The sequence below is a fragment of the Halomonas getboli genome (assembly GCF_023094245.1).
Classification (GTDB): Bacteria; Pseudomonadota; Gammaproteobacteria; order Pseudomonadales; family Halomonadaceae; genus Halomonas; species Halomonas getboli.
This window is the reverse complement of sequence record NZ_JALMEW010000001.1, coordinates 211,553-236,177: the sequence shown is the minus strand read 5'-3', so window position 1 is coordinate 236,177 and position 24,625 is coordinate 211,553. Positions and strand designations below refer to the sequence as shown.

Genomic DNA, 24,625 nt, shown 5'->3' with positions numbered 1-24,625 from the left:
ACCAGGAAGCCACGATGGATTTCCAGAACCACATTCTCGGACACTTCAACGCCAGCATCGACACCAAGACCTACGCCAGCGAGGTGCTGCCGCCCTTCATCGAGGTCGCCAGCCAGATGATGGTCCAGGCCCTGGTCAACGAGGGCAAGATCCTGGCCTGCGGCAACGGCGGCAGCGCCGGTGACAGCCAGCATTTCTCTTCCGAGCTGCTCAACCGCTTCGAACGTGAACGCCCCAGCCTGCCGGCCCTGGCGCTGACCACCGACACCTCGACGCTGACTTCGATCGCCAACGACTACAGCTATAACGAGGTGTACTCCAAGCAGGTGCGCGCCCTCGGCCAGCCCGGCGACGTGCTGCTGGCGATCTCCACCAGCGGCAACTCCGGCAACGTCATCCAGGCCATCCAGGCCGCTCACGACCGCGAGATGACGGTGGTCGCCCTGACCGGCCGCGACGGCGGCAACATGGCCTCCCTGCTCGGCCAGGACGATTGCGAGATCCGCGTCCCCGCGACCTCGACCGCCCGCATCCAGGAAGTCCACCTGCTGGTGATCCACTGTCTGTGCGACCTCATCGACGAGCAACTCTTCGGCGCAAGCGAGTGATGCCCATGATCGACAACAAGCCCCGCCTCCTGATCGGCCTGCCGCTGGCCCTGCTGCTGACCCTGTCCGGCTGTACCACCATGACGGCGGCCACCACCTCCGGCCCCATCAACGAGAACTACAGCGAGCGCACCGCCGGCACCAAGGTCGAGGACGACAGCATCGAGACCAAGATCTCGCACAACCTCGGCACCACCGACGCGCGCCTCGGCGACGCACGCATCAACGTCGACAGCTACAACGGCGTGGTGCTGCTGACCGGCCAGGTACCGAGCCAGGAGCTCAAGGACATGGCCGAACGCGTGGCCGACGAGGTCCGCAACGTGCGTCGCGTCCACAATCAGCTGAGCGTGGCCGCCAACCTGCCGGCCAGCCAGCGACTCGCCGACACCTGGCTCGAGACGCGGATCCGCACGGCCCTGGTCGCCGACGAGAGCATCGACTCCAGCCACCTGCGCATCGTCACCGAGAACGACAGCGTCTACCTGATGGGCATCGTGCGCCGCGCGGAAGCCGAGCGCATCGTCACTGCCGTCCGCAACGTCGGTGGCATGCAGCGCATCGTCAAGGTGTTCGACTATCTCGACTGAGGCCCGATCGACCGAGAACCGCCGCCAGGCGAAAAAAACGGCAGGCCCAAGGGCCTGCCGTTTTTCGTTTCCGCTCGCGGTGCCGTGAGCGCTACTTGACCACGCGCAGCGAGGGACGCCCCTTCTTCGGCGCCTCTTCCGACTCGCCGCCGGCGCTGGTGTCGTCATCACGCTCGACGCTGGACAGCCCCGGCGCTTCGTCTTCCGAGGCCTCGTCCGCCACGTCGTTGGCATCGTCGGCCGGCATCACCGGCTCGTGACCGAACACCATGCCGACGCCGTTCTCACGAGCGTACAGGGCGATCAGCGCCTCGGTCGGCACCATGATCTGCGTCGGCTGACCGCCGAAGCGCGCCGAGAAGGCGATGGCCTCATTGGTCATCGACAGGTCGCGAATGGCGCTGACGCCGAGGTTGAGCACGATCTGGCCGTTCTGCACGAACTGTCGCGGCACCTCGACGCCCGCCTGCTCGGCATCGACCACGATATAGGGCGTCAGCTCGTTGTCCAGCAGCCACTCGTACAGGGCCCGGGCAATATAGGGACGGCTCGATTGCATCGGTTGGCCCTCCAGTAAAGCGGCCCCGGCGTCACGCCGGGGCGGGAAAGAACATTCAGGGACGCATCTCGCGCTCGGCTTCGCTCAGCGAGGCCTTGAAGCCCTCGCGATCGAAGACGCGCTCCATGTAGCCCATCAGCGGCTTGATCTGCTTCTCCGGCAGCTCGATGCCGAGCGCCGGCAGGCGCCACAGGATCGGGGCCAGGCAGCAGTCCACCAGGGTGAACTCCTCGCTCATGAAGAACGGCATGTCCTCGAAGATCGGCGAGATGCCGACCAGGCTCTCGCGCAGCTCCTTGCGGGCCTTCTCGGCCTCCTTCTTCGAGCCGTTCTGGATCTGCTCGACCATCGGGCACCACTCGCGCTCGATGCGGTGCATCCACAGCCGACTCTGCGCCCGGGCGACCGGATAGACCGGCAGCAGCGGCGGATGCGGGAACCGCTCGTCGAGGTACTCCATCATCACCTTGGATTCGTAGAGCACCAGATCCCGGTCGAGCAGCGTGGGCACGCTGTTATAGGGATTGAGGTCGGCGAGCTCCTCGGGGTGGCTCTCCTCGGTGACCTCGACGATATCCACTGCCACGCCCTTCTCGGCGAGCACGATACGCACCCGATGACTGTAATGATCATCGCCCCCGGAATAGAAGATCATCGATGACCGCTTGGCCACTACACCCATGAAACCATCCTCGCATCAGTTCGTGGCGGCATGATAACACGACGCATCGCCTCTCGGGGCGTCGTGTGGCACCGCGCGATCGTCCCGGCACACGCCCGGGGCGCATGACCGATGCCATGCGCCCCGGGCGGCCGGATGCCTCAGTGAATGTCGCGCCAGTATTCGCGCTTGAGCAAATAGGCGATGACACCGAAGATGAGGATGAAGATCAGCACCTTCGGCGCCAGCGCCTCGGCCTTCAGCCGGGACGGCTCGCCGACGTAGGCCAGGAAGTTGGTCAGGTCGTAGACCGCACCCTCGAACCCTTCGGGCGCCATGGCGCCCGGCCGCGTCACCTTGAGAACCTCGCAGGACTGGTACTTGCCGGTGAGCGGGTCGATCTCGGCGCCCTCGGCGGGATGCTCGGAGGCGGCGCAGACCTTCTCCTGCACGCCCTGCAGCGGCTCCAGCACGTTGGGCATGGCCACCAGCGGGAAGACCCGATTGTTGACGCCGGTGGGCCGCGACGGATCGCGATAGAAGCCGAGCAGATAGGAGTAGATCCAGTCGCTGCCGCGCAGCCGCGCCTCCAGGGTCAGGTCCGGCGGCGCCGCGCCGAACCAGCCCTCTCCGTCGTCGGCCGACATGGCGCTGCGCATCTGGTCGTTGAAGCCGAGCCCGGAGGAAAAGATCAGATTGTCTTCCACCAGATCCCGGGGCATGTCCAGATCCTCCGCCGCCCGCGAGAAGCGCTGATACTGCAGCGAATGACAGCCCATGCAGTAGTTGACGAAGAGTTTCATGCCCCGCTGCAGCGACGCCCGATCCCTCAGGTCCGGCGTCATCTCGCGCAGATGCACCCCGTCACCGGCGGCGAAGCCGAGCGTCGGCAGCAGCATCAGGAGCAGGGCCAGCAGTCGCGTTTTCATCGGCCAGTCACCCTCTCCGGAACGGGTTTGGTCTTCTCCCAGCGGCTGTAGAACGGCATCAGCAGAAAGAAGGCGAAGTAGATCACGGTACAGAGCTGGGCCAGCGCCGTGCGCGCCGTGGTCGGTGGCAGCACGCCGAGCACGCCGAGCGTGACGAAGCTGGCCGCGAACAGCGCCAGCATCAGCTTCGAGACCCAACCCTTGTAGCGAATGGAGCGCACTCGGCTGCGATCCAGCCAGGGCAGCACGAACAGCACCGCGATGGCCGCCCCCATGCACAGCACGCCGAGGAACTTGGCCTCGAGGCCGAACAGCGAGAAGGTGATGGCGCGCAGGATCGCGTAGAAGGGCGTGAAGTACCACACCGGCGCGATATGATCCGGCGTCTTCAGCGGGTCGGCCGGCTCGAAGTTGGGCTTCTCGAGGAAGTAGCCGCCGCCTTCCGGGAAGTAGAAGATCACGCCGCAGAACACGAACAGGAACACCGCCACCCCGACCAGGTCCTTGACCGTGTAGTAGGGATGGAAGGGGATGCCGTCCAAGGGCCTGCCGCTCTCGTCTTTCCTGGCCTTGATGTCGATGCCGTCGGGGTTGTTGGACCCCACCTCGTGCAGGGCGATGATGTGCAGCACCACCAGCGCCAGGATCACGATCGGCAGCGCCACCACGTGCAGGGCGAAGAAACGGTTCAGGGTGATGCCGGAGATCAGGTAGTCGCCGCGGATCCACTGGGCCAGGTCGGGCCCGATGCCGGGAATGGCCGAGAACAGCGAGATGATCACCTGCGCCCCCCAGTAGGACATCTGCCCCCAGGGCAGCAGATAACCCATGAACGCCTCGGCCATCAGCGCCAGATAGATCGCCATGCCGAAGATCCACACCAGCTCCCGCGGCGCCCGATAGGAGCCGTAGAGCAGGCCGCGGAACATGTGCAGATAGACCACGATGAAGAACGCCGAGGCGCCGGTGGAGTGCATGTAGCGGATCAGCCAGCCCCACTCCACGTCGCGCATGATGTACTCCACCGAGGCGAAGGCGCCTTCCGCGGAGGGATTGAAGCTCATGGTCAGCCAGATACCGGTGAGGATCTGGTTGACCAGCACCAGCAGCGCCAGCGAACCGAAGAAATACCAGACGTTGAAGTTCTTCGGCGCGTAATACCTCGACAGATGCTCCTGCCACATCTGGGTCGCCGGGAAGCGATCGTCGACCCAGCGCATGACGCCACGTTCCGCCTTGGGCTTGTTCGGGTCTGCCATCAGGCCGTCTCCTCATCCTCGCCGACGACGATCACGTCGTCGCTCTCGAAGCGATACGGGGGAACCTCGAGGTTGAGCGGCGCCGGCACGTTGACGAACACGCGGCCCGCCAGGTCGAAGCGCGACCCGTGACAGGGGCAGAAGAAGCCGCCCGGCCAGTTCGCGACGCCGACGCCCTCGGCATCGGGGTCCGGCTTGAACAGCGGCGAACAGCCCAGATGCGTGCAGATGCCGATCAGCACCCCGATCTCGGGGCGAATGGCGCGCATCGGCCCGTCGGCATAGTCGGGCTGCTGCGGCTCACGGGAATCGGGATCGGCCAGGCGATCGGCGCCCAGCGCCTCGGTCCGCGCGATCATCTCGGGCGTGCGATTGAGAATCCAGATCGGCCGACCGCGCCACTCGACGATCATGCGCTGACCGGGCTCGAGCTTGGAGATATCGGCCTTGATCGGCGCCCCCGCGGCCCGCGCTCGCGCGCTGGGCTGCCAGGAGGCCACGAAGGGCACCGCCACGCCGACCGCTCCGATGGCGCCGACGACGGTGGTGGCTCCCACGAGGAAACGGCGCCGCCCCTTGTTCACGCCGCTGTCTGTCATTGTTGTCATTCTCCCTTTCAGCTGGCCGGCTGGACCGGCGGAGCCGCGACGACGCAGCAAGGAATGCATTCCATGGTAGGTAAAGGCCGCATCCCGCACAACACACCCTCCGCGACACCCGGGCCACAGGCGGCAGATTCTTGACCTCGCACAAAAAAACGCCCGGGTCCTGGGACCCGGGCGTTCTTGACGAGGCTCGTCGCAGATCAGCGCTTGGAGAACTGCGGACGACGACGGGCCTTGCGCAGACCGATCTTCTTACGCTCGACTTCACGGGCGTCACGAGTGACGTAACCGGCATCGCGCAGCGGCTTGCGGAAGTCTTCGTTGTACTGGATCAGGGCGCGGGTCAGGCCGTGACGGATGGCGCCGGCCTGGGCGCTGCCGCCGCCACCCTTGACGGTCACGTAGACGTCGAACTGGCCGAGGGTCTCGGTCAGCTCGAGCGGCTGACGGACCACCATGCGGCCGGTGACGCGGCCGAAGAACTCGTCCAGCTCACGGTTGTTGACGGTGATCTTGCCGGTGCCCGGCTTCAGGAAGACGCGGGCGGTAGAGGTCTTGCGGCGACCGGTACCGTAATACTGCTGTGTCATGGCGAAAACTCCCTCAGATGTTCAGTTCTTGCGGCTGCTGCGCGGCGTGCGGATGCTCGGTGCCGGCGTAGACCTTGAGCTTGGAGTACATGGCACGACCCAGCGGACCCTTCGGGAGCATGCCCTTGACCGCGGACTCGATGACGCGCTCCGGTGCGTGAGCGATCATCTTCTCGAAGTTCATGGAGCGCAGGCCACCCGGATAACCGGTGTGACGGTAGTAGTTCTTGGCGCTCGCCTTGTTGCCGGTAACCTTCACCTTCTCGGCGTTGATCACGACGATGTAGTCGCCGGTGTCAACGTGCGGGGTGTATTCCGGCTTGTGCTTGCCACGCAGGCGGCGAGCGATCTCGGTGGCCAGACGGCCCAGAGTCTTGTCCGCAGCGTCGACGACGTACCAGTCGCGCTGGACGGACTGCGGCTTGGCAGTGAACGTCTTCATGGGTGAATCACCAAATCGATGTATTGGGTCTTGCCCGCCTCGGCGGTTCGGACCATCCCTATTTTTCTTGGTTGCCGCCCGGGGACGACAACGGTCAAGCGCGCGAATTCTACACGCCCTACTCCGCCAGGACAATGCTTTCCGCCCCAAGGCAGGAATCCCTTGCACAAAAACGCTCAAGCCAACATCTGAAAAGTCGAAAAGTCGAAAAGTCAGCGAGCGAAGGCTAGACAAGGCAAAAATCAGCGAGAAGGCGGACCGGGCTCGCGTGCGAGTTTACTGGCCGTAAATGAGGACTTTGACCGGGCTCGCGCACGAGCTGATTTTTAACGCCGTATAGCCGAGCGCAGCGACTTTCGTGCACCGGCTAGGGCTTGTGCGGCAGGGCCAGATACTCCCTCGACTGCATCTCCTGCAGCCGTGAGAGGGTGCGCTCGAACTCGAATTCCAGCTTGCCGTCGCGGTAGAGCCGCTCGGCCGGCGCCTCGGCGGACATCAGCAGCTTGACGCCGCGATCATAGAACTCGTCGACCATGTTGATGAAGCGCCTCGCCTGATCGTCGCTGGCGCCGTCCATGCGCGGCACGTTGGACACCAGCACGCTGTGATACTCGCGCGCCAGCTCGATGTAGTCGTTCTGGCTGCGCGGCCCGTCGCAGAGCTCCTCGAATTCGAACCACACCACGTCGTCATGGAGCCGGCGGCTGTGCAGTACCCGATGGTTGATCTCGATCGGTGCCCCGCTCTCGCCCTCGTGGCCGGCGATCTCACGAAAGCTGCGCGCCAGCTCGTCCTCGGCGGCCTCGTCCAGCGGCGTATGGAAGATCTCGGCGCGCTCCAGGGCGCGCAGCCGGTAGTCGATGCCGGAGTCGACGTTGACCACCTCGCAGTGGCGCTCCAGCAGGTCGATCGCCGGCAGGAAGCGCGCCCGCTGCAGGCCATCCTTGTAGAGCTCGGCCGGCACGATGTTCGAGGTCGCCACCAGCACCACGCCGCGGGCGAACAGCGCCTCGAGCAGGTTGGCCAGGATCATCGCGTCGGTGATGTCCTTGACGAAGAATTCGTCGAAGCAGATCACCCGCGCCTCGGTGGCGAACTTGTCGGCCACCAGGGTCAGCGGATTCTTCTCGCCCTTGTAATGCTCGAGCTCGTTGTGCACCCGCTGCATGAAGCGATGGAAATGGGTACGCATCTTCTCCGGGAACGGCAGCGCCTCGAAGAAGGTATCCACCAGGTAGGTCTTGCCGCGCCCCACGCCGCCCCAGAAGTAGAGCCCCGTCACCTCGGGCAGTGCCGGCGCCTCGGGCTCGCTGCGCTTGCCGAACAGCCCGGCCATGCGCGACTTCAGCCCCTTGCCCGCCGGCGCCGGTCGGGCGCTGTCGCGCGGCCTGGCCAGCAGCTCATCGAAGAGGCGCTGCAGATGCGCCACGGCCTGCTCCTGGGCAGGATCGTACGCGAAGTCGTCGCGTTCGAGATCGGCACGGTAGCGACCCATCGGGGTGGTCGGCGCGGCGGCAGTCGGCATCCTGTGACTCTCGCTCATGGACATGGGGGGCGATGGTCCTCGGCATCCGGTGAAAGAGAGGGATTATACGCGCCGGGCCGTCGCTTGGCATCGCCGGGCGGTCGTTGACCCCGGCGTCCGCCTCGGCCCTATAATGGGCGCGCCGTCGCGCCCGGCATGGAGCCGGTCGCCGACGCCGAGCCGATCGACCGCTCTGGAGAACAACGTGGAAATAAGCAATATCAACTGGATGCTGGGCGCCGCCTGCCTGCTGGCCGGAATCGGCTTCGGCGTGCTGGGCTATCACCTGATCAATGCCGGGGCGCGCAATGCCCAGGCGCTGCGCCAGCGCCTGGCCGAACGCGATCGCCAGCTGACCGAGCTGCGCGACGGCGTCAGCGAGCATTTCGAGCGCCTGGGCGGCCTGGCCGACGCGCTGAACAGGGAAGTCGGCGAGGCCACCACCCGCCTCAACGTCGAAGCGCCCCGCCGCCCCGAGCTCGGCCCCGCACCGGCACCGGCCGCCGAAGCGGTCAGCGCCGAGGCCGATGCCAGCGCGGATCTCGCCGCCCCTCGCGACTACGCCGACGGCAATCGCGGCACCCTCTCCGAAGACTTCGGCCTCAAGCAGAACGACGGCGACGCGCCCCAGCCGCCCCGCTACTGAGGAGCGAACGCTCGCGCAGCCCATTCGCGAGGCCTGTTCGAGACGTCCCGACGCCGCCCGAGGCCAACGGCCGCGGGCGGCGTCTTGATTTTCGGCTCTCGCCCGAGGGAACGAGCCGGACGGCTAGGCCGGATTGTCGATATCGACGAAGCGATGCTCGACGCCGAACTCCTCGGCCAGCCGATCGCCCAGCGCCTGGACGCCGTAACGCTCGGTCGCGTGATGCCCCGCCGCCAGATAATGGATGCCCAGCTCCCGTGCCAGATGGGTGGTGCGCTCCGAGATCTCACCGGAAATGAAGGCATCGGCGCCGGCCGCCGCGGCCTCGGCGATCATGTCCTGAGCACCACCGGTGCACCAGGCCACGCGGCGAATCTCGCCGACGCCCGGCGCCTCGATCAGCAGCGGCGCGCGGCCCAGCCGCTCGCCGACGTGCTCGGCCAGCACCGCCGCACTCATCGGCGCGGACGGCCGCCCCAGCCAGATCAGCCCCTCGCCGCGCTCGCCGTCGGCACAGCCCTCCGCCGCGAAGCCCAGCCGCTCGCCGAGTCGGGCGTTGTTGCCGAGCTCGGCGTGGGCGTCCAGCGGCAGGTGATAGGCCAGCAGACCGATGTCGTGCCCCAGCAGGGTCGCCAGCCGGCGGCGCTTCATGCCGGTCACCGCCACCGGCTCGTTCTTCCAGAAATAGCCGTGATGCACCAGCAGCAGGTCGGCCTCCCAGGCCACGGCCTCGTCGAGCAGCGCCTGGCAGGCGGTGACGCCGGTCATCACCCGAGCGACCCGCTCTCGGCCCTCGACCTGCAGGCCGTTGAGGGTGTAGTCCTTGAAACGCTCGGGTGACAGCAGCCGCTCGCAGGCCGCTACCAGTTCCGCGGATGTCGTCATGAAGCCTCCGGACGGTTCTCGCATGCAATGTTACAATCTAGCCCGCCTGTTGCACCGCGTGACGCTTGTCGTCACGACACCCGATGCAACACCCGGGCGGCCATTCTAATCCGCCGCCACGCCACCCCGCGACCACGCACCAGAAGGAAGCCCGCCGCATGCGACGCGCCCTCCCCTATCTCTGGCCCATCCTGATCGGCCTGCTGCTGGCCATCGTGTTGCTCAACGCCTTCCCGCGGCTGCTGGGTCGTCAGGCCACGCCCCCCGTCGCCACCGCGCCCGCACCACAGGCGACGCCGACCGCCGAGGAGATCGACCGCCCCGCTCCCGAGCTGCGCGAGGCGGCCCCGCTGGATCGCGGCCAGGGTCAGGTGAGCTATGCCACGGCCGTGGATCAGGCCGCCCCGGCGGTGGTCAACGTCTACTCCTCGCGAGTCGTCGAGCGCGACAGCCACCCGCTGATGTCCGACCCCTTCTTCCGCCAGTTCTTCGGCAACGACGCTCCCCGCCGCCAGCGCATGCTGTCGAGCCTGGGCTCGGGAGTGATCGTCAGCGAGGACGGCTACGTGCTGACCAACAACCACGTGATCCGCGGCGCCGACCAGATCCAGGTGGCCCTGCGCGACGGACGCGAGACCATCGCCGAGGTGGTCGGCACCGATCCGGAAAGCGACCTGGCGGTGCTGCGCATCGACCTGGACGACCTGCCGGTGATCGAGCTGGCCGACTCCAGCCAGGTCGCCATCGGCGACGTCTCGCTGGCCATCGGCAATCCCTTCGGCGTCGGCCAGACCGTGACCATGGGCATCATCAGCGCCACCGGCCGCAGCCATCTGGGACTCAACGCCTACGAGGACTTCATCCAGACCGACGCCGCCATCAACCCGGGCAACTCCGGCGGCGCACTGATCAACCCCGAGGGCGCCCTGGTCGGCATCAACACCGCCATCTTCTCGCGCTCCGGCGGCTCCCAGGGCATCGGCTTCGCCATTCCCGCCAACCTGGCGCGCAGCATCCTCGAGCAGATCGTCACCCAGGGCCGCGTGGTACGTGGCTGGCTTGGGGTCGAGGCCCAGGAGCTCAACCCCGAACTCGCCGCCTCGTTCGGCCTCGAGGCGCCTACCGGCGTGATCATCGCCGGCGTGGTGCCCGACGGCCCCGCGGAGGATGCCGGCCTGCAGCCCGGCGACGTGCTGCTCGAGGTGGACGGCAATCCGATCCTCGACCCGCGCCAGACCATGAGCGACATCGCCGACATCGCCCCCGGCACCGAGCTGCCGGTCACGCTGATACGCGGCGGCGAGAAGCAGCAGGTCACGCTGACGGTCGCCGAGCGCCCCACGCCGTCCCGCCCGCTCGCCACGGAGGACACCGACAATAGCGAGACCTCTTCCTCGCAGTGACCCGCTCGTCCCGCCCAACGCAAAACGGCCCCGTCATCGACGGGGCCGTTTTGCATTCGCCGCACGCACCTCGTCCACTCAATCGCGGATGCGATACTCGGCGCTGCGGGCGTGGGCGGTCAGCGATTCGCCGCGCGCCAGCACCGAGGCGGTGCGGCCCAGCGTGGAGGCACCCTCGGCCGAGCAGCCGATCAGCGAGGAACGCTTCTGGAAGTCGTAGACGCCCAGCGGCGAGGAGAAACGCGCCGTGCCCGAGGTCGGCAGCACGTGGTTCGGCCCCGCGCAGTAGTCACCCAGCGCCTCGGCGGTGTGGCGGCCCATGAAGATAGCGCCGGCGTGGCGCACCTCGGGCAGCCAGGCCTCGGGATCGGCCACCGACAGCTCCAGGTGCTCCGGGGCAATGCGGTTGATCAGCGCCACCGCCTCGTCGCGGTCGCGACACTGGATCAGCGCACCGCGCTCGGCCAGCGAGGTGCGGATGATCGCCTCGCGCTCCATGGTCGGCAGCAGGCGCACCATGGACTCGCCGACCGCGTCCAGATGGTCGGCGTCCCAGCTCACCAGGATCGACTGGGCGTCCTCGTCGTGCTCGGCCTGGGAGAACAGGTCCATGGCCAGCCAGTTGGCGTCGGTGCCGCCGTCGGAGACCGCCAGGATCTCCGACGGGCCGGCGATCATGTCGATACCGACCTGGCCGAATACCGCCCGCTTGGCGGTAGCCACGTAGATGTTGCCGGGGCCGACGATCTTGTCCACCCGCGGCACCGTCTCGGTGCCGTAGGCCAGCGCGGCCACGGCCTGGGCGCCGCCGATGGTGAAGACATGATCGACGCCCGCCAGGTGGGCGGCGGCCAGCACCAGCTCGTTGAGCACGCCGTCCGGGGTCGGCACCACCATGACGATCTCGCCGACGCCGGCCACGTGGGCCGGCAGCGCGTTCATCAGCACCGAGGACGGGTAGGCGGCCTTGCCGCCGGGCACGTAGATGCCGGCGCGATCCAGCGGCATGACCTGCTGGCCGAGCACCGTGCCGTCGTCCTCGGTATAGGACCAGGATTCCGGCTTCTGGTGCTCGTGGTAGCGACGCACGCGATCGGCGGCGGTGGCCAGCGCCCGGCGCTGGTCCTCGGGCAGCCCCTCGAAGGCCTGGCGCAGGCGATCCGGCCCCAGGGTCAGGTCGGCCATGCTCGACGCCGAGAGGCGATCGAAGCGGTTGCTGGTCTCGACCACGGCGGCGTCGCCGCGGGTCTTCACGGCCTCGAGGATGTCGGCGACGCGGCGCTGAACCTCGTCGTCGGACACGCCTTCCCAGGCCAGCAGGGCATCGAGGCGCGCCTCGAAGTCCGCGTCGGCAGTGGACAGACGCGCGATCTCGAGACGGCCGGTGGACGCTTCACTCATGACGATTGCTTTCCTCTCGCGGATGACCGGCCGCTCAGGCCGGCGTCTCGGCGCTGCGCCGCTCGACCGCCTCGCGCAGGCGGGTGATCAGCGGCTTGAGACGATCATGCTTCATGGTCATGGCCGCCTTGTTGACCACCAGGCGGGTGGAGATCGGTGCGATCAGCTCGCGCGGCTCCATGCCGTTGGCGCGCAGGGTGTTGCCGGTGTCGACGATGTCGACGATCTCGTCGGCCAGATTCATCAATGGCGCCAGCTCCATGGCGCCGTAGAGCTTGATCACCTCGGCCTGGATGCCCTGCTCGGCGTAGTAGCGCTTGGCCACGTTGACGAATTTGGTGGCCACCCGGCGCCGGGCGTGCGACGGCTCGGCGCCGGTCACGCCCGCGGTCATCAGCTTGCAGTCGGCGATTTCCAGGTCCAGCGGCTCGTAGAGCCCCTCGGCGCCGTGCTCGAGCAGCACGTCCTTGCCCGCCACGCCGACGTCGGCGGCGCCGAGCTGGACGTAGGTCGGTACGTCGGTGGCGCGGATCACCACCAGCTTGACGTCCGGCAGGTTGGTGTCGAACAGGAGCTTGCGGCTGGCCCCCAGGTCCTCGGCGGGCGTGATGCCGGCCTCGGCCAGCAGCGGCAGCGTCTCGTCGAGAATGCGGCCCTTGGAGAGGGCCAGAATCAGTTGCTTGCTCATGGTCTCGCCTGTTGTCGGCTCAGCCCGGGATGCGCCGGATCCTGGCGCCCAGCAGCTGCAGTTTTTCCTCGATGCACTCGTAGCCACGATCGATGTGGTAGATGCGATCGACCAGCGTCTCGCCCTCGGCCATCATCGCCGCGATCACCAGCGACGCCGAGGCCCGCAGGTCGGTGGCCATGACCGGCGCGCCGGACAGGCTCTCGACCCCGGTGATCACCGCGGTGTTGCCCTCGAGCGCGATGCTCGCGCCCATGCGGTTGAGCTCCTGGACGTGCATGAAGCGGTTCTCGAAGATCGTCTCGACCACCCGCCCGGTGCCCTCGGCCACGGCGTTCATGGCGACGAACTGGGCCTGCATGTCGGTCGGGAAGGCCGGATAGGGCGCGGTGCGCACGTTGACCGCCTTCGGCCGCTTGCCATGCATGTCCAGCGCGATCCAGCCCTCGCCGGTGGTCACGCTGGCGCCGGCCTCCTCGAGCTTGGCCAGCACCGCCTCGAGGATGTCGGCGCGGGTGTTGCGCACCTTGACCTTGCCCCGCGACAGCGCCGCGGCGACCAGGAAGGTGCCGGTCTCGATGCGGTCCGGCATCACGTCGTGCTCGGCGCCGTGCAGGCGCGCGACGCCCTCGACGACAATGGTGTCGCTGCCATGGCCGCGGATGTTGGCGCCCATCTTGATCAGGCACTCGGCCAGGTCGACCACCTCGGGCTCGCGGGCGGCGTTCTCGAGCACCGTGGTGCCCTCGGCCAGCACCGCGGCCATCAGCAGGTTCTCGGTGCCGGTCACGGTCACGGTATCGAAGAAGATGGTCGCGCCCTTGAGGCGGCCGTCGACCCGCGCGCGGATGTAGCCGCCCTCGACGCGGATGTCGGCGCCCATGGCCTCGAGGCCGCGGATGTGCAGATCGACCGGTCGGGAGCCGATGGCGCAGCCGCCGGGCAGCGACACGTCGGCCTGGCCGAAGTGCGCCAGCAGCGGGCCGAGCACCAGGATCGAGGCGCGCATCTTCTTGACCAGCTCGTAGGGCGCGTGACAGTCGGTCACCTGGGCACCGTTGAGCTGGATGCTCATGCGTTCGCCCATCACCGGCTGCACGCCCATGTGGCCGAGCAGCTCCAAGGTGGTGGTGATGTCCTGCAGGTGCGGCAGGTTCCCGATGGTCACCGGCTCGTCGGCCAGCAGGGTGGCGCAGAGAATCGGCAGGGCGGCGTTCTTGGCGCCGCTGGCCCAGACCTCGCCGTCGACGGGGCCGTTGCCGGTAATGATCAGCTTGTCCATGTCACCTCGAGCCTCAGGCCCCCTTGTTCTCGGCGGCACCCTGCCACTGCTCGGGCGTGTAGGTCTTGATGGTGACGGCATGCAGCGCGCCGGAGGCGATCTCGTCGGACAGCGCGCCGTAGATCAGCTGCTGACGCTTGACGCGGGACAGCCCCTCGAAGACCTCGCCGACGGCGGTCACCTGAAAGTCGCAGCCCTCGCCCTGGATATGGAATTCGCAGCCATCGAGCCGGCTCTCGAGCAGCGCCTTGACCTCAGTGGGAAGCATCGAACCCTCGCTAGAAATTGGTTGATCCGTGAAAGCGCCATCGCGCGGGGCGATGGCGGGACGAACAGGCCGACCATGGTAATGAAAAGCGGCGCCGTTGGCGACGGGCATGTCGACAGGGGCGAGGAGGAAGGAGCGAGGCGCGAGGAACCTCTAACCTCGCCCCCTCCCCTGATCTCGAACCTCGAACCTAAGCCCCGACCCTCACCTCCACCGGCAGCAGGGCATCGACCCCGGCGACCTCGGTCAGCCGCGCCAGCGGTGCAGAGAGCCTGACCGACTCGACGTCGAGCCGGCTTTCCCGGCTCTGGCGTGTCCATTCCAGCAGCACGCTGACCGCCGCGCTGCTGACGCGCCCCACCCCGCCGAGGTCGAAGATCACGCGGCTGCCTTCGTTCAGGCCGGCGAGCCAGCGCTGGCCGGCCGCGGCAATCTCCGCCGCACCGTCGAAGTCGACCTCGCCGGAGACCGACAGCACCTCGCCGTCGACCTCGAGGCGATTGGCGCCGTTTTCCAGCAGCACGCTCATCCCTGGTCGCCCTGCTCCAGTTCGTCGACGGCGAGCTCCGGCGCCCAGCCGTCGATCACGGCGTCATAGTCGCGATTCTGGTCGCGCATGGCCTGGTCGAACTGGTTGCGGAAGGTCAGCCCCAGGTTGATGCCGTTGACGATGACGTTGACCACCTTCCACTGGTCGTCGTGCAGACGCAGCGAATAGCTCACCGGGTAGACGGTACCGTCGCTGGCCACCACTTCCATCTCGACGCTGGCCTGGTCGTCGTAGCGCGAGGCCTCCTGCTTGTCGAGGACGCGGATCTCCTGATAGTCAAAGGTCACCAGCCCCTTGGCGTAGGTGTCGATCAGCGTCTGACGGAAGGTGTCGACGAAGCGCGAGCGCTGCGCCGGCGTGGCGTTGCGGAAATAGCGCCCCATCACGCTGGCACCGATGTAGCGAAAGTCGGCCACGTCCTCGAGGCTGTCGTCGACCACGGCCTCGAGCTCGCCGGGATGCGCGCGGTAGTAGTCCTTGCGCCCCTCGATGTCGCCCATCAGCTCATCGACGCTGTCGCGAATCAGCTGCTCGGGGGTGTTGGCCTGGGCCATTGCCGGCAGCGCCGCCAGCAGCAGCGCCATGATCGCCATGGCGGCCGTCAGGCGCTTGGAAAGCATCGTTGCGTTCATGGTGTTCACTCCTTGGCCATGTTGGACACGAACTGCTGGATGAGTTCTTCCAGCACCAGGGCGGACTGGGTATCGCGGATGCGATCGCCGTCCGCCAGCGTATTGGGGGCGCCGCCTACCGACAGCCCCACGTACTGCTCGCCGAGCAGGCCCGACGTCAGGATCGCCGCGGTGCTGTCCTCGGGCAGCTTGTCCTCGAGCTCGTCGTCGAGCGTCAGCACCACCCTGGCGTCGTACCACTCGGGGTCGAAATCGATGCTCTCGACGCGGCCGACGGTGACCCCGGCCATGGTGACCCGGGCGCGCGGCTTGAGTCCGCCGACGTTGGCGAAGTTGGCCTCCAGGTGGAAGTCGTCACCCGGGGGCTCGAGGCTCAGGCCGCTGACCCTCAGGGCGAGGAACAGCAGCCCCAGGATGCCGGCCAGCATGAACAGGCCGACGCCCAGTTCCATCGTCTTGCTGCGCTTCATTCCATGTCTCCACAAATCCGCGGCGGCGCCAGGCCGCCGTGTTACCCGTCTTCGCGGCTCAGGAGAGCCCGCCGAACATCAGGGCGGTCAGTACGAAATCCAGCCCCAGCACCGCCAGCGAGGCGTACACCACCGTCCGCGTGGTGGCGCGGGCAATGCCTTCCGAGGTCGGCACCAGGGCATAGCCCTGGTAGACCGCGATCCAGGTCACCACCAGGGCGAACACCAGACTCTTGATCAGCCCGTTGAGCACGTCGTCGACGAAGGCGACGCTGGCCTGCATGTTGCCCCAGTAGGAGCCCTCGAAGACGCCCAGCCACTTCACCCCGACCAGCTCGCCGCCCCAGATGCCGATCACGCCGAAACCGATGGTCAACAGCGGCAGCGCGACGAAGCCCGCCCACAGGCGCGGGGCGACCACCCGGCGCAGCGGGTCGACGCCGATCATCTCCATGCTGGTGAGCTGCTCGGTGGCCTTCATCAGGCCGATCTCGGCGGTCAGCGCCGAGCCGGCGCGGCCGGCGAACAGCAGCGCCGCCACCACCGGCGCCAGCTCGCGCAGCAGCGACAGCGCCACCATCTGCCCGAGCGCGTCCTCGGCGCCGAAATCGACCAGGATGGTGTAGCCCTGCAGGCCCAGCACCATGCCGATGAACAGCCCCGAGACCAGCACGATGGCCAGCGACAGCACGCCGACGAAATACATCTGGCGCAGCCACAGGCGGACGCCCTCGCCGGAGGGCGCGCCGACGGCCGACTGGACGAGCAGCAGGGTGGCCTGGCCGAGCCCCTCGGTCAGGTCGCAGCCCAGGCGCCCCAGGCGCCGAATCAGAGCGGTCATCGCGGCCCTCCCGTGCCGAGCAGGTCGTCGTAGAAATCCCTGGCGGGATAGTGGAACGGCACCGGGCCGTCCGGCTCGCCGTGGATGAACTGGCTGACCCTGGGGTCGCGATCCACGTCCAGGCTCTGCGGCGTGCCCTGGGCCATCACCCGGCCGTCGGCGATCACGTAGACGTAGTCGGCGATGGACAGCGTTTCCTTGATATCGTGCGACACCACCACCGCGGTGAGTCCCAGGGCATCGTTGAGGCGGCGGATCAGCTGCACCAGCACGCCCATGGAGATGGGATCCTGGCCGACGAAGGGCTCGTCATAGAGGATCAGCTCCGGATCCAGGGCGATCGCCCGGGCCAGCGCCACGCGCCGCGCCATGCCGCCGGAAAGCTCCGACGGCATCAGCGCCCGGGCGCCGCGCAGCCCCACGGCCTGGAGCTTCATCAGCACCAGGTCGCGGACCATCGATTCGGGCAGGTCGGTGTGCACGCGCAGCGGGAAGGCCACATTCTCGAACACGTCGAGGTCGGAGAACAGCGCCCCGCTCTGGAACAGCATGCCCATGCGTCGGCGCAGCCGGAACAGCGCCTTGCGCGACAGCGCGTGCACGTCCTCACCGGCGATCCGCACCCGCCCGGCATCGGGCGCGAGCTGGCCGCCGATCAGCTTGAGCAGGGTGGTCTTGCCGGTGCCGCTGGGGCCCATGATCGCGGTGATCTTGCCGCGGGGCACCACCATGTCGAGGCCGCGGAAGATCTCCGTTTCTCCGCGAGAGAAGCGCAGGCCCTCCACCTCGATGAGAGGGGATTCACTCATCCATTGAACTTCCTTCAAGATTATCGAACATCGTATCCTAACCCGCCCCCGAGGCGCCAGCACGGCGCTTGCCCGGTTGCGCCACGCCCGCGCAAGGGGTTCAATGAGCGCCCTCTTGCGCGGCCCGCCTGCAGCGGCGGGAGCGACCGCCCTTGAGCCCAACACCGCAACAGGCAACAATCCCCCCATGACAGACGAATCCTCCTCCGCCGGCCTGCTGGCCAGCGCAGAACGCACCCTGCGCCTGGAGCAGCAGGCCATCGGCGCCCTCATCGAGCGCCTCGACGGCGACTTCGAGCGCGCCTGCGAGCTGATCCTGGCCTGTCGCGGCCGGGTGGTGGTCACCGGCATGGGCAAGTCCGGCCACGTCGGCGGCAAGATCGCCGCCACCCTGGCCAGCACCGGCACGCCGGCGTTCTTCGTGCATCCGGGCGAGGCCAGCCACGGCGACCTGGGCATGATCACTCCCGGCGACGTGGTGCTGGCGCTGTCGAACTCCGGCGAGACCGCCGAGGTCACCGCCCTGCTGCCGCTGCTCAAGCGCCTCGGCACGCCGCTGATCAGCATGACCGGCCGTCCCGGCTCGACCCTGGCCCGCCACGCCGAGGCCCATCTGGACGCCGGCGTCGAGCGCGAGGCCTGCCCGCTGGACCTGGCGCCGACCTCATCCACCACCGCCGCCCTGGCGCTGGGCGATGCCCTGGCCGTGGCGCTGCTCGAGAGCCGCGGCTTCACCGCCGAGGACTTCGCGCTCTCACACCCCGGCGGCAGCCTCGGCAAACGCCTGCTGCTCCAGGTCTCGGACCTGATGCACCAGGGCAGCCGGCTGCCGAAGGTGGCGCTGGGCAGCCCGTTGCGCGACGCCCTACTGGAGATCACCCGCCAGGGCCTGGGCTTCACCTGCGTGATCGCCCCCGACGGGCGGCTGGCCGGCGTCTATACCGACGGCGACCTGCGCCGCACCCTGGATCAGTTCAGCGACCTCTCGTCGCTGACGGTGGATCAGGTCATGACCGTGCCCGGCAAGCGCGTCGCGCCCGACACCCTGGCCGCCGAGGCCGTGAGGCTGATGGAGGACAATCGCATCACCGCGCTGGCGGTGGTGGACGACGACGACCGCCCGGTGGGCGCCCTGCACATGCACGACCTGCTGGCCAGCGGCGTCATCTGACCCTAGGAGATTCCATGACCCTCGACGCATTCCCGCTGCCCCCGGACCTGCTCGAGCGCCTGCGCCGGGTGCGCCTGCTGGCCCTGGACGTGGACGGCGTGCTCACCGACGGCCGCCTCTATTTCGAGGCCGACGGCGACAGCATCAAGGCCTTCCACACCCTCGACGGCCACGGCCTCAAGCTGGTCCAGCGCGCCGGCATCCAGGTGGCGCTGATTACCGGCCGCGACTCGCCGATGGTCAGCCGCCGCGCCAGCGCGCTCGGCATCAAGCATCTCCATCAGGGCGTCGAGAAGAAGCTGCCCACCCTGCGCCGGCTGTGCCAGGACCTCGGGCTCGACCTGTCCCAGGTCGCCTACTGTGGCGACGACCTACCCGACCTGGCGCCGATCCATCAGGCCGGGGTCGGTATCAGTGTGCCCGGCGCCCCGCGCTACATGCGCCAGCACGCCGACTGGGTCACCGAGCGCGAAGGCGGCCATGGCGCTGTGCGCGAGATCTGCGATGCGCTGCTCCAGGCCCAGGGCCATCTGGACGCCATGCTCGACACCTACCTGAACGGTCAGGGCTGACGCCATGCGCCTGCCCCGCCCCGGTTTTCGCACCTGGCTGTTCCTGCTGCTGCTCGCCCTCGGCGGCGGCCTGGCGCTGCTCGACCAGCGCTCCGTGGCGCCGCCCGGCCCCGCGCCACAGGGCGCCACCGGCGAGCCCGACTACTACCTCGAGAACGCCCACCTGACGCGCTTCGACGCCCAGGGCAGGCCCCATCAGCGGCTGACCACGCCGCGCCTGGAGCACACCCCCGAGGACGACGTCACCCGCCTGACCACCCCCCACGCCCAGCTGCGCGACAGCGAAGGCCGGCTATGGCTGGCCGACGGCAAGAAGGGGCGGCTAGAGAACGGCGGCCACCTGCTCACCCTCGAGGGCCAGGCGGTGCTGACCGCGCCCGAGGAGCGCTGGCGGCTCGAGACCGAGCGGTTGCACTATGACAGCGACACCGGCCACGCCTGGAGCGACACCCCGGCGCGGCTGAGCCAGCCGCCGCAGTGGATGCGCGGCGAACGCTTCGACGCCTGGCTCGATGACAACCGCGCCAGACTGACCGACAATGTGCGCGGCCACCACCCGCCGGACACCCAGGAGGACCCCGAGCCATGACGCGACCCTTCGCCTCGCTGCTCGCCGCGGCGCTGCTCACCACGGCGCTGACCGCCCCCGCCGCCCTGGCGCTGGAAGGCGATGCCAGCGCCCCCATCCAGGTCGAAGCCGACCGGCTGGACCTCGACGATCGCGCCGGCACCGCCGTCTATCAGGGCGACGTCAGCGTCCTGCAGGGCAGCATGAAGCTGACCGGCGACCGCGTCGAGATCCAGCGCAACGCCGCCGGCCAGCTGACCACCGCCACCGCTACCGGTCAGCGCGCCTACCTGGAGCAGAAGCCAGCGCCCGACGAGCCCATCGTCCGCGCCTGGGGCCGCACCGTGATCTATCACGTGGCGGAGCGGCGCATCGAGCTGGTCGACCAGGCCGAACTCCACAAGGGCGGCGACACCTTCGACGGCGGCTATCTGGAGTACTTCCTCGATCGCCGCGTCGTCCAGGCCCGCTCCGACGCCCAGGGCGTCGGCGACAGTCAGCGCGTGCGCATGACCCTGGAGCCGGCACAGCAGGACAACCCATGAAGACCCTGAGCGCCCAGCATCTGGCCAAGAGCTACAAGCGCCGTCGCGTGGTCCAGGACATCAGCCTCGAGATCCGGCAGGGCCGCATCGTCGGCCTGCTAGGCCCCAACGGCGCCGGCAAGACCACCTCCTTCTACATGATCGTCGGCCTGGTACGGGCCGATGCCGGCAATGTCAGCATCGACGACCGCGACCTGTCCGGCGCGGCCATGCACCAGCGCGCCCAGGCCGGCATCGGCTACCTGCCTCAGGAAGCCTCGATCTTCCGCAAGCTGTCGGTGGCCGATAACATCATGGCGATCCTCGAGACCCGCCGCGACCTCGACCGCGCCGGCCGCCAGGCACGCCTGGAGACGCTGCTGGAGGAGTTCCACATCACCCATATCCGCGACAACCTGGGCATGAGCCTGTCCGGCGGCGAGCGCCGACGGGTGGAGATCGCCCGGGCGCTGGCCACCGAGCCCGACTTCATCCTGCTCGACGAGCCCTTCGCCGGGGTCGACCCGATCTCGGTAGGTGAGATCAAGGGCATCATCCGCCAGCTCAAGGCCCGCGAGATCGGCGTGCTGATCACCGACCACAACGTGCGCGAAACCCTGGATATCTGCGACGCCGCCTATATCGTCGGCGACGGCCAGATCATCGCCGAGGGTGACGCCGAGGAGATCCTGGCCAATCAGCGGGTACGCGACGTCTATCTGGGTCAGGACTTCCGCCTCTGAGCTCAGCAAAGCTTCGCAAGTCACTGATATACTGTCGCCATGCACAGACGGGCACGGTGATTGCCATTGGCATACTAATTGCTTTACACGGACTTGCATCGCGCCCGCCCGCCCACTAGGGTGGAAGGCCCTTCGCCGCAGGACCGGACCGCTTTCCCATGGCCATGAAGGCATCCCTTCAACTGCGTGTCGGCACTCAGCTGACCATGACGCCCCAGCTGCAGCAGGCGATCGGCCTGCTGCAGCTCTCGACCCTCGACCTGCGCCAGGAGATCCAGCAGGCCCTGGAGGGTAATCCCATGCTCGAGCTCGAGGACGACTTCGGCGAGCAGGCGGTCGGCGAGACGCCGGAAGACGACTGGTCCGACGAGATCCCGGAAGAGCTCAGCGTCGACAGCGACTGGTCCGATACCTTCCAGGACGCCGGTGGCAGCGGCGAGGGTCCCGACTTCGAGCGCCAGGCCGCCGGGCAGAGCCTGCAGGGCCACCTCGCCTGGCAGCTGGCCATGAGCGAGCTCGGCGAGCGCGAGATCCGCATCGCCGAGAGCCTGATCGATGCCGTGACCCCGGACGGCTACCTGGACCAGCCGCTGGACGAGCTGCGCGACGGCCTGCGCGCCCAGGGCCTCGAAGGGCTCGCCACCCGCGAAGTGGAGGCGGTACTGCTGCGCCTGCAGCAGTTCGAGCCCACCGGCGTGTTCGCCCGCGACCTGCGCGAATGCCTGCTGCTGCAGCTCGCCACCCTGCCCGACGACACCCCGCTGCTGCCCCAGGCGCGGCGCCTGGTGCGCCAGTTCCTCGAGGCCCTGGGCGGCAACGACCGCAAGCTACTCAAGCGGCGCCTGGGGCTCGACGACGACACCCTCGACGAGGTGATCGGCCTGATCCGCAGCCTCGATCCGCGCCCCGGCAGCGAATTCTCGAGCGGCGACAGCGACTACGTGATCCCCGACCTGGTGGCTCGCCACACCCCCCAGGGCTGGCGGGTCGAGCTCAATCCCGAGGCGATGCCTCGGCTGCGCATCCAGCCGGACTACGCGGCACTGATCAAGCGCGCCGACAAGAGCGACGACAACCAGTTCCTCAAGGACCACCTGCAGGAGGCACGCTGGCTGATCAAGAGCCTGGCCAGCCGCAATGACACCCTGCTGCGGGTCGGCCACGAGGTGATGACCCGCCAGATCGACTTCCTCGAGCGCGGCGAGGAGGCCATGAAGCCACTGATCCTGGCCGACATCGCCCAGGCGGTGGAGATGCACGAGTCGACCATCTCGCGGGTCACCACCCAGAAGTTCATCCACACCCCACGCGGCGTGTTCGAGCTCAAGTACTTCTTCTCCAGCCAGGTCGGCGACGGCGAGGACGCACACTCCAGCACCGCGATCCGCGCCCGCATCCGCAAGCTGATCGAGGGCGAACCGCCGCGCAAGCCGCTGTCCGACAGCAAGCTGGTCACCCTGCTCGCCGAGGAGGGCATCGAGGTCGCCCGACGCACCGTCGCCAAGTACCGCGAGGCGATGCAGATCCCCTCTTCCAGCCAGCGCAAGCGGCTCGGCTGACAGGGCCTTCGGAGGGCGTCTCGGGGACGTGAAAACGGGCTCGGCGCAGGGGGTTTGCAAGGCACCAAAAAGGGTTACAATCGAGTCACCACCCAAGGAGCAAGGAGCGTGTCATGCAAGTGAACCTCACCGGACATCACGTGGAATTGACCGACCCGCTGCGTGACTACGTGCAGGAGAAGCTCTCCCGCCTGGAACGCCATTACGACAACATCACCACCGTTCAGGTCACGCTCTCCGTCGAGAAGGAACGCCAGCAGGCCGCCTGCACGCTGCATGCCGCCGGCGCCGATCTGCACGCCGAAGCGATGGACGCCGACATGTACGCCGCCATCGACGCCCTTGCCGACAAGCTGGATCGCCAGCTCGTCAAGCACAAGGAAAAGACCCAGGCCCGCGCCCAGGGCGCCGCAAGCGTCCGCTGAGCCATCATGTCACTCGAATCCATCCTGCCCCCCGAGCGCACCCTCTTCGGCGTGCCCGGGGGGAGCAAGAAACGGGTGCTGGAATTCTTCAGCACCTTCATCGCCCAGAACATTCCGAGTCTCGACAGCCAGGAGGTCTTCAGCCGGCTGATCGGGCGTGAGCGTCTGGGCAGCACCGGCATCGGGCACGGGGTCGCGATCCCGCACTCCCGCAACCCGCACTGCAAGGCGCCCATCGCCGGCTTCCTCAAGCTCGACGAGCCGATCGACTTCGACGCCATCGACGGCGAACCCGTCGATCTGGTGTTCGTGCTGCTGGTCCCCGAAGAGGCCGATGACGCCCACCTCGCGCTGCTCGGCCAGGTCGCCAGCGTGATGAACGACGCCGAGACCCGCAGCGCCCTGCGCCGAGCCGGCAGCCAGCGCGAACTGCATGACTGCCTCCTCGAGGCCATTCGGCGGCAGGCACCGGCCCCCAGCGGACGCGGCTGACGTCCGGCCCGACCAGGAGACCCGTTCATGCAGCTCGTCATCATCAGCGGACGCTCCGGCTCCGGCAAGTCGATCGCCCTGCAGGCCCTGGAGGACCTGGGCTTCTACGCCATCGACAACCTGCCGGCGATGCTGCTGGGCCCCTTGATGGACGAGCTGCGCGACGGCCAGTCGCTACGCAGCGCCGTCGCCGTCAGCATCGATGCCCGCAACCTGCCCCACGCCCTGGAGCGGTTTCCGACGCTGCTGGAGGACGTGCGCTCCCGCGACATCCACTGCCAGGTGGTCTATCTGACCACCGACGCGCGCATCCTGCTGGAGCGCTACTCCGCCACCCGACGTCGCCATCCGCTGACCCGCGACACCGAGATGACCCTGGCCGAGGCGATCGACCGCGAAGAGGACGCCCTGGGAGAGATCCGCGACCTCGCCGACCTGCTGATCGACACCTCTCGGCTCTCGGTGCACGATCTGCGTGGCCGCATTACCGATCAGGTGGCCGGCCATCGCCGCGAGGGGCTGACCCTGACCCTCGAATCCTTCGGCTTCAAGCGCGGCGTGCCGCTGGATGCGGATATCGTGTTCGACGTTCGCTGCCTGCCCAACCCCTACTGGGACCCGCAGCTGCGCGACGCCACCGGTCGCGACGACAGCGTCATCGCCTTCCTCGAGCGCTATCCGGTGGTCGACGAGATGGCCGCCGACATCCTCGCCTGGATCGAGCGCTGGCTGCCCCGCTACCGGGCCAGCCAGCGCAGCTACCTGACCGTGGCGATCGGCTGCACCGGCGGCCAGCATCGTTCTACCTACCTGGCCGAGCGGCTGTCCCGTCGCCTCGCCGAGAAACACGCCGGCGTGCGCCTGCGTCACCGCGAGCTCGGCCTGCAACTCACCCTCCCTGCCCCGAACGACGCCAAGGACCGCTAGT

General features: G+C 68.0%; 31 protein-coding genes. 13 read left to right on the top strand and 18 right to left on the bottom strand.

The annotated features are described in order from the left end of the window. Window positions 1-14 precede the first annotated feature (14 nt). Together MYL53_RS01180 and MYL53_RS01175 are read left to right on the top strand one after the other, a co-directional pair. On the top strand, window positions 15-608 hold the full coding sequence (locus MYL53_RS01180; protein WP_247851531.1) for a phosphoheptose isomerase: 594 nt from the start codon (window positions 15-17) through the stop codon (window positions 606-608). 5 nt (window positions 609-613) lie between these two features. After that, window positions 614-1,198, top strand: a complete 585-nt coding sequence (locus MYL53_RS01175; protein ID WP_247851530.1) for a BON domain-containing protein — start codon at window positions 614-616, stop codon at window positions 1,196-1,198. Window positions 1,199-1,289: 91 nt separating this feature from the next. Here the strand turns inward: MYL53_RS01175 and MYL53_RS01170 are convergent, their stop codons facing one another. From MYL53_RS01170 to zapE, 8 genes are all read right to left on the bottom strand, one after another. After that, the gene (locus tag MYL53_RS01170) at window positions 1,290-1,757 is read right to left on the bottom strand and encodes a ClpXP protease specificity-enhancing factor (protein WP_247851529.1); all 468 of its coding nucleotides are present in this window, start codon (window positions 1,755-1,757) and stop codon (window positions 1,290-1,292) included. A 55-nt stretch (window positions 1,758-1,812) separates the two neighbouring features. Continuing rightward, window positions 1,813-2,439 (bottom strand): stringent starvation protein SspA, encoded by a 627-nt coding sequence (gene sspA / locus MYL53_RS01165; protein ID WP_247851528.1) that lies wholly within the window; start codon window positions 2,437-2,439, stop codon window positions 1,813-1,815. Window positions 2,440-2,579: 140 nt separating this feature from the next. Next, window positions 2,580-3,347 (bottom strand): cytochrome c1, encoded by a 768-nt coding sequence (locus MYL53_RS01160; RefSeq protein ID WP_247851527.1) that lies wholly within the window; start codon window positions 3,345-3,347, stop codon window positions 2,580-2,582. After that, a complete protein-coding gene (locus tag MYL53_RS01155; RefSeq protein WP_247851526.1) occupies window positions 3,344-4,606 on the bottom strand; it encodes a cytochrome b in 1,263 nt (420 codons plus the stop codon). Before MYL53_RS01155 ends, MYL53_RS01160 begins: the two co-directional genes overlap by 4 nt. Further along, the gene (gene petA, locus MYL53_RS01150) at window positions 4,606-5,205 is read right to left on the bottom strand and encodes a ubiquinol-cytochrome c reductase iron-sulfur subunit (RefSeq protein WP_247851525.1); all 600 of its coding nucleotides are present in this window, start codon (window positions 5,203-5,205) and stop codon (window positions 4,606-4,608) included. Before petA ends, MYL53_RS01155 begins: the two co-directional genes overlap by 1 nt. A gap of 206 nt (window positions 5,206-5,411) precedes the next feature. Further along, the gene (rpsI, locus tag MYL53_RS01145; RefSeq protein WP_247851524.1) at window positions 5,412-5,801 is read right to left on the bottom strand and encodes a 30S ribosomal protein S9; all 390 of its coding nucleotides are present in this window, start codon (window positions 5,799-5,801) and stop codon (window positions 5,412-5,414) included. A gap of 13 nt (window positions 5,802-5,814) precedes the next feature. Continuing rightward, window positions 5,815-6,243 (bottom strand): 50S ribosomal protein L13, encoded by a 429-nt coding sequence (gene rplM / locus MYL53_RS01140; protein WP_097788653.1) that lies wholly within the window; start codon window positions 6,241-6,243, stop codon window positions 5,815-5,817. A gap of 367 nt (window positions 6,244-6,610) precedes the next feature. Further along, entirely contained in the window at window positions 6,611-7,768 is a 1,158-nt protein-coding gene (zapE, locus tag MYL53_RS01135) for a cell division protein ZapE (protein ID WP_247851523.1), read from the bottom strand. A 205-nt stretch (window positions 7,769-7,973) separates the two neighbouring features. Between zapE and MYL53_RS01130 the strand changes: the two genes are divergently transcribed. Continuing rightward, on the top strand, window positions 7,974-8,414 hold the full coding sequence (locus tag MYL53_RS01130) for a Z-ring associated ZapG family protein (RefSeq protein ID WP_247851522.1): 441 nt from the start codon (window positions 7,974-7,976) through the stop codon (window positions 8,412-8,414). 123 nt (window positions 8,415-8,537) lie between these two features. On the opposite strand, the gene MYL53_RS01125 is transcribed toward MYL53_RS01130, so the two are convergent. After that, window positions 8,538-9,299, bottom strand: a complete 762-nt coding sequence (locus MYL53_RS01125; protein WP_247851521.1) for a Nif3-like dinuclear metal center hexameric protein — start codon at window positions 9,297-9,299, stop codon at window positions 8,538-8,540. A 158-nt stretch (window positions 9,300-9,457) separates the two neighbouring features. Here MYL53_RS01125 and MYL53_RS01120 point away from each other — a divergent pair, with 158 nt between their 5' ends. Next, window positions 9,458-10,702 (top strand): Do family serine endopeptidase, encoded by a 1,245-nt coding sequence (locus MYL53_RS01120; protein WP_247851520.1) that lies wholly within the window; start codon window positions 9,458-9,460, stop codon window positions 10,700-10,702. 78 nt (window positions 10,703-10,780) lie between these two features. Here MYL53_RS01120 and hisD read toward each other — a convergent pair whose 3' ends face one another. The 9 genes from hisD to MYL53_RS01075 form a co-directional block, all read right to left on the bottom strand. After that, window positions 10,781-12,103, bottom strand: coding sequence for a histidinol dehydrogenase (gene hisD, locus MYL53_RS01115; protein ID WP_247851519.1), 1,323 nt, complete (start codon window positions 12,101-12,103; stop codon window positions 10,781-10,783). A 34-nt stretch (window positions 12,104-12,137) separates the two neighbouring features. Further along, entirely contained in the window at window positions 12,138-12,791 is a 654-nt protein-coding gene (hisG, locus tag MYL53_RS01110; protein WP_247851518.1) for an ATP phosphoribosyltransferase, read from the bottom strand. Window positions 12,792-12,810: 19 nt separating this feature from the next. After that, on the bottom strand, window positions 12,811-14,073 hold the full coding sequence (gene murA / locus MYL53_RS01105; protein WP_247851517.1) for a UDP-N-acetylglucosamine 1-carboxyvinyltransferase: 1,263 nt from the start codon (window positions 14,071-14,073) through the stop codon (window positions 12,811-12,813). Window positions 14,074-14,086: 13 nt separating this feature from the next. Continuing rightward, window positions 14,087-14,341, bottom strand: a complete 255-nt coding sequence (locus MYL53_RS01100; RefSeq protein ID WP_247851516.1) for a BolA family protein — start codon at window positions 14,339-14,341, stop codon at window positions 14,087-14,089. A gap of 190 nt (window positions 14,342-14,531) precedes the next feature. Further along, window positions 14,532-14,870 (bottom strand): STAS domain-containing protein, encoded by a 339-nt coding sequence (locus MYL53_RS01095; RefSeq protein WP_247851515.1) that lies wholly within the window; start codon window positions 14,868-14,870, stop codon window positions 14,532-14,534. Then, the gene (locus MYL53_RS01090) at window positions 14,867-15,523 is read right to left on the bottom strand and encodes an MlaC/ttg2D family ABC transporter substrate-binding protein (protein WP_247851514.1); all 657 of its coding nucleotides are present in this window, start codon (window positions 15,521-15,523) and stop codon (window positions 14,867-14,869) included. The genes MYL53_RS01095 and MYL53_RS01090 overlap by 4 nt, the downstream gene beginning before the upstream one ends. A 5-nt stretch (window positions 15,524-15,528) precedes the next feature. After that, complete coding sequence (gene mlaD / locus MYL53_RS01085; RefSeq protein WP_247851513.1) at window positions 15,529-15,993, bottom strand: outer membrane lipid asymmetry maintenance protein MlaD; 465 nt, start codon at window positions 15,991-15,993, stop codon at window positions 15,529-15,531. 58 nt (window positions 15,994-16,051) lie between these two features. Beyond that, on the bottom strand, window positions 16,052-16,834 hold the full coding sequence (gene mlaE, locus MYL53_RS01080) for a lipid asymmetry maintenance ABC transporter permease subunit MlaE (RefSeq protein ID WP_247851512.1): 783 nt from the start codon (window positions 16,832-16,834) through the stop codon (window positions 16,052-16,054). Further along, entirely contained in the window at window positions 16,831-17,643 is an 813-nt protein-coding gene (locus tag MYL53_RS01075; RefSeq protein ID WP_247851511.1) for an ABC transporter ATP-binding protein, read from the bottom strand. The genes mlaE and MYL53_RS01075 overlap by 4 nt, the downstream gene beginning before the upstream one ends. A gap of 187 nt (window positions 17,644-17,830) precedes the next feature. On the opposite strand from MYL53_RS01075, the gene MYL53_RS01070 reads away from it, so the two are divergent. The 9 genes from MYL53_RS01070 to rapZ all read left to right on the top strand — a co-directional run bounded on the left by MYL53_RS01070 (window position 17,831) and on the right by rapZ (window position 24,624). Then, window positions 17,831-18,814, top strand: coding sequence for a KpsF/GutQ family sugar-phosphate isomerase (locus MYL53_RS01070; RefSeq protein WP_247851510.1), 984 nt, complete (start codon window positions 17,831-17,833; stop codon window positions 18,812-18,814). Window positions 18,815-18,828: 14 nt separating this feature from the next. Further along, window positions 18,829-19,386: a KdsC family phosphatase gene (locus tag MYL53_RS01065; RefSeq protein WP_247851509.1), complete on the top strand. Its 558-nt coding sequence runs from the start codon at window positions 18,829-18,831 to the stop codon at window positions 19,384-19,386. 4 nt (window positions 19,387-19,390) lie between these two features. After that, window positions 19,391-19,975, top strand: a complete 585-nt coding sequence (gene lptC, locus MYL53_RS01060; protein ID WP_247851508.1) for an LPS export ABC transporter periplasmic protein LptC — start codon at window positions 19,391-19,393, stop codon at window positions 19,973-19,975. Beyond that, entirely contained in the window at window positions 19,972-20,499 is a 528-nt protein-coding gene (lptA, locus tag MYL53_RS01055; RefSeq protein ID WP_247851507.1) for a lipopolysaccharide transport periplasmic protein LptA, read from the top strand. The genes lptC and lptA overlap by 4 nt, the downstream gene beginning before the upstream one ends. Beyond that, on the top strand, window positions 20,496-21,221 hold the full coding sequence (lptB, locus tag MYL53_RS01050) for an LPS export ABC transporter ATP-binding protein (RefSeq protein WP_247851506.1): 726 nt from the start codon (window positions 20,496-20,498) through the stop codon (window positions 21,219-21,221). The genes lptA and lptB overlap by 4 nt, the downstream gene beginning before the upstream one ends. A 158-nt stretch (window positions 21,222-21,379) precedes the next feature. Then, window positions 21,380-22,780: an RNA polymerase factor sigma-54 gene (locus MYL53_RS01045; RefSeq protein WP_247851505.1), complete on the top strand. Its 1,401-nt coding sequence runs from the start codon at window positions 21,380-21,382 to the stop codon at window positions 22,778-22,780. Between the two features lie 113 nt (window positions 22,781-22,893). Next, on the top strand, window positions 22,894-23,205 hold the full coding sequence (hpf, locus tag MYL53_RS01040) for a ribosome hibernation-promoting factor, HPF/YfiA family (protein WP_247851504.1): 312 nt from the start codon (window positions 22,894-22,896) through the stop codon (window positions 23,203-23,205). Between the two features lie 6 nt (window positions 23,206-23,211). Beyond that, the gene (locus MYL53_RS01035) at window positions 23,212-23,697 is read left to right on the top strand and encodes a PTS sugar transporter subunit IIA (protein WP_247851503.1); all 486 of its coding nucleotides are present in this window, start codon (window positions 23,212-23,214) and stop codon (window positions 23,695-23,697) included. Between the two features lie 27 nt (window positions 23,698-23,724). Beyond that, window positions 23,725-24,624, top strand: coding sequence for an RNase adapter RapZ (gene rapZ / locus MYL53_RS01030; RefSeq protein WP_247851502.1), 900 nt, complete (start codon window positions 23,725-23,727; stop codon window positions 24,622-24,624). Window position 24,625: the final 1 nt, after the last annotated feature.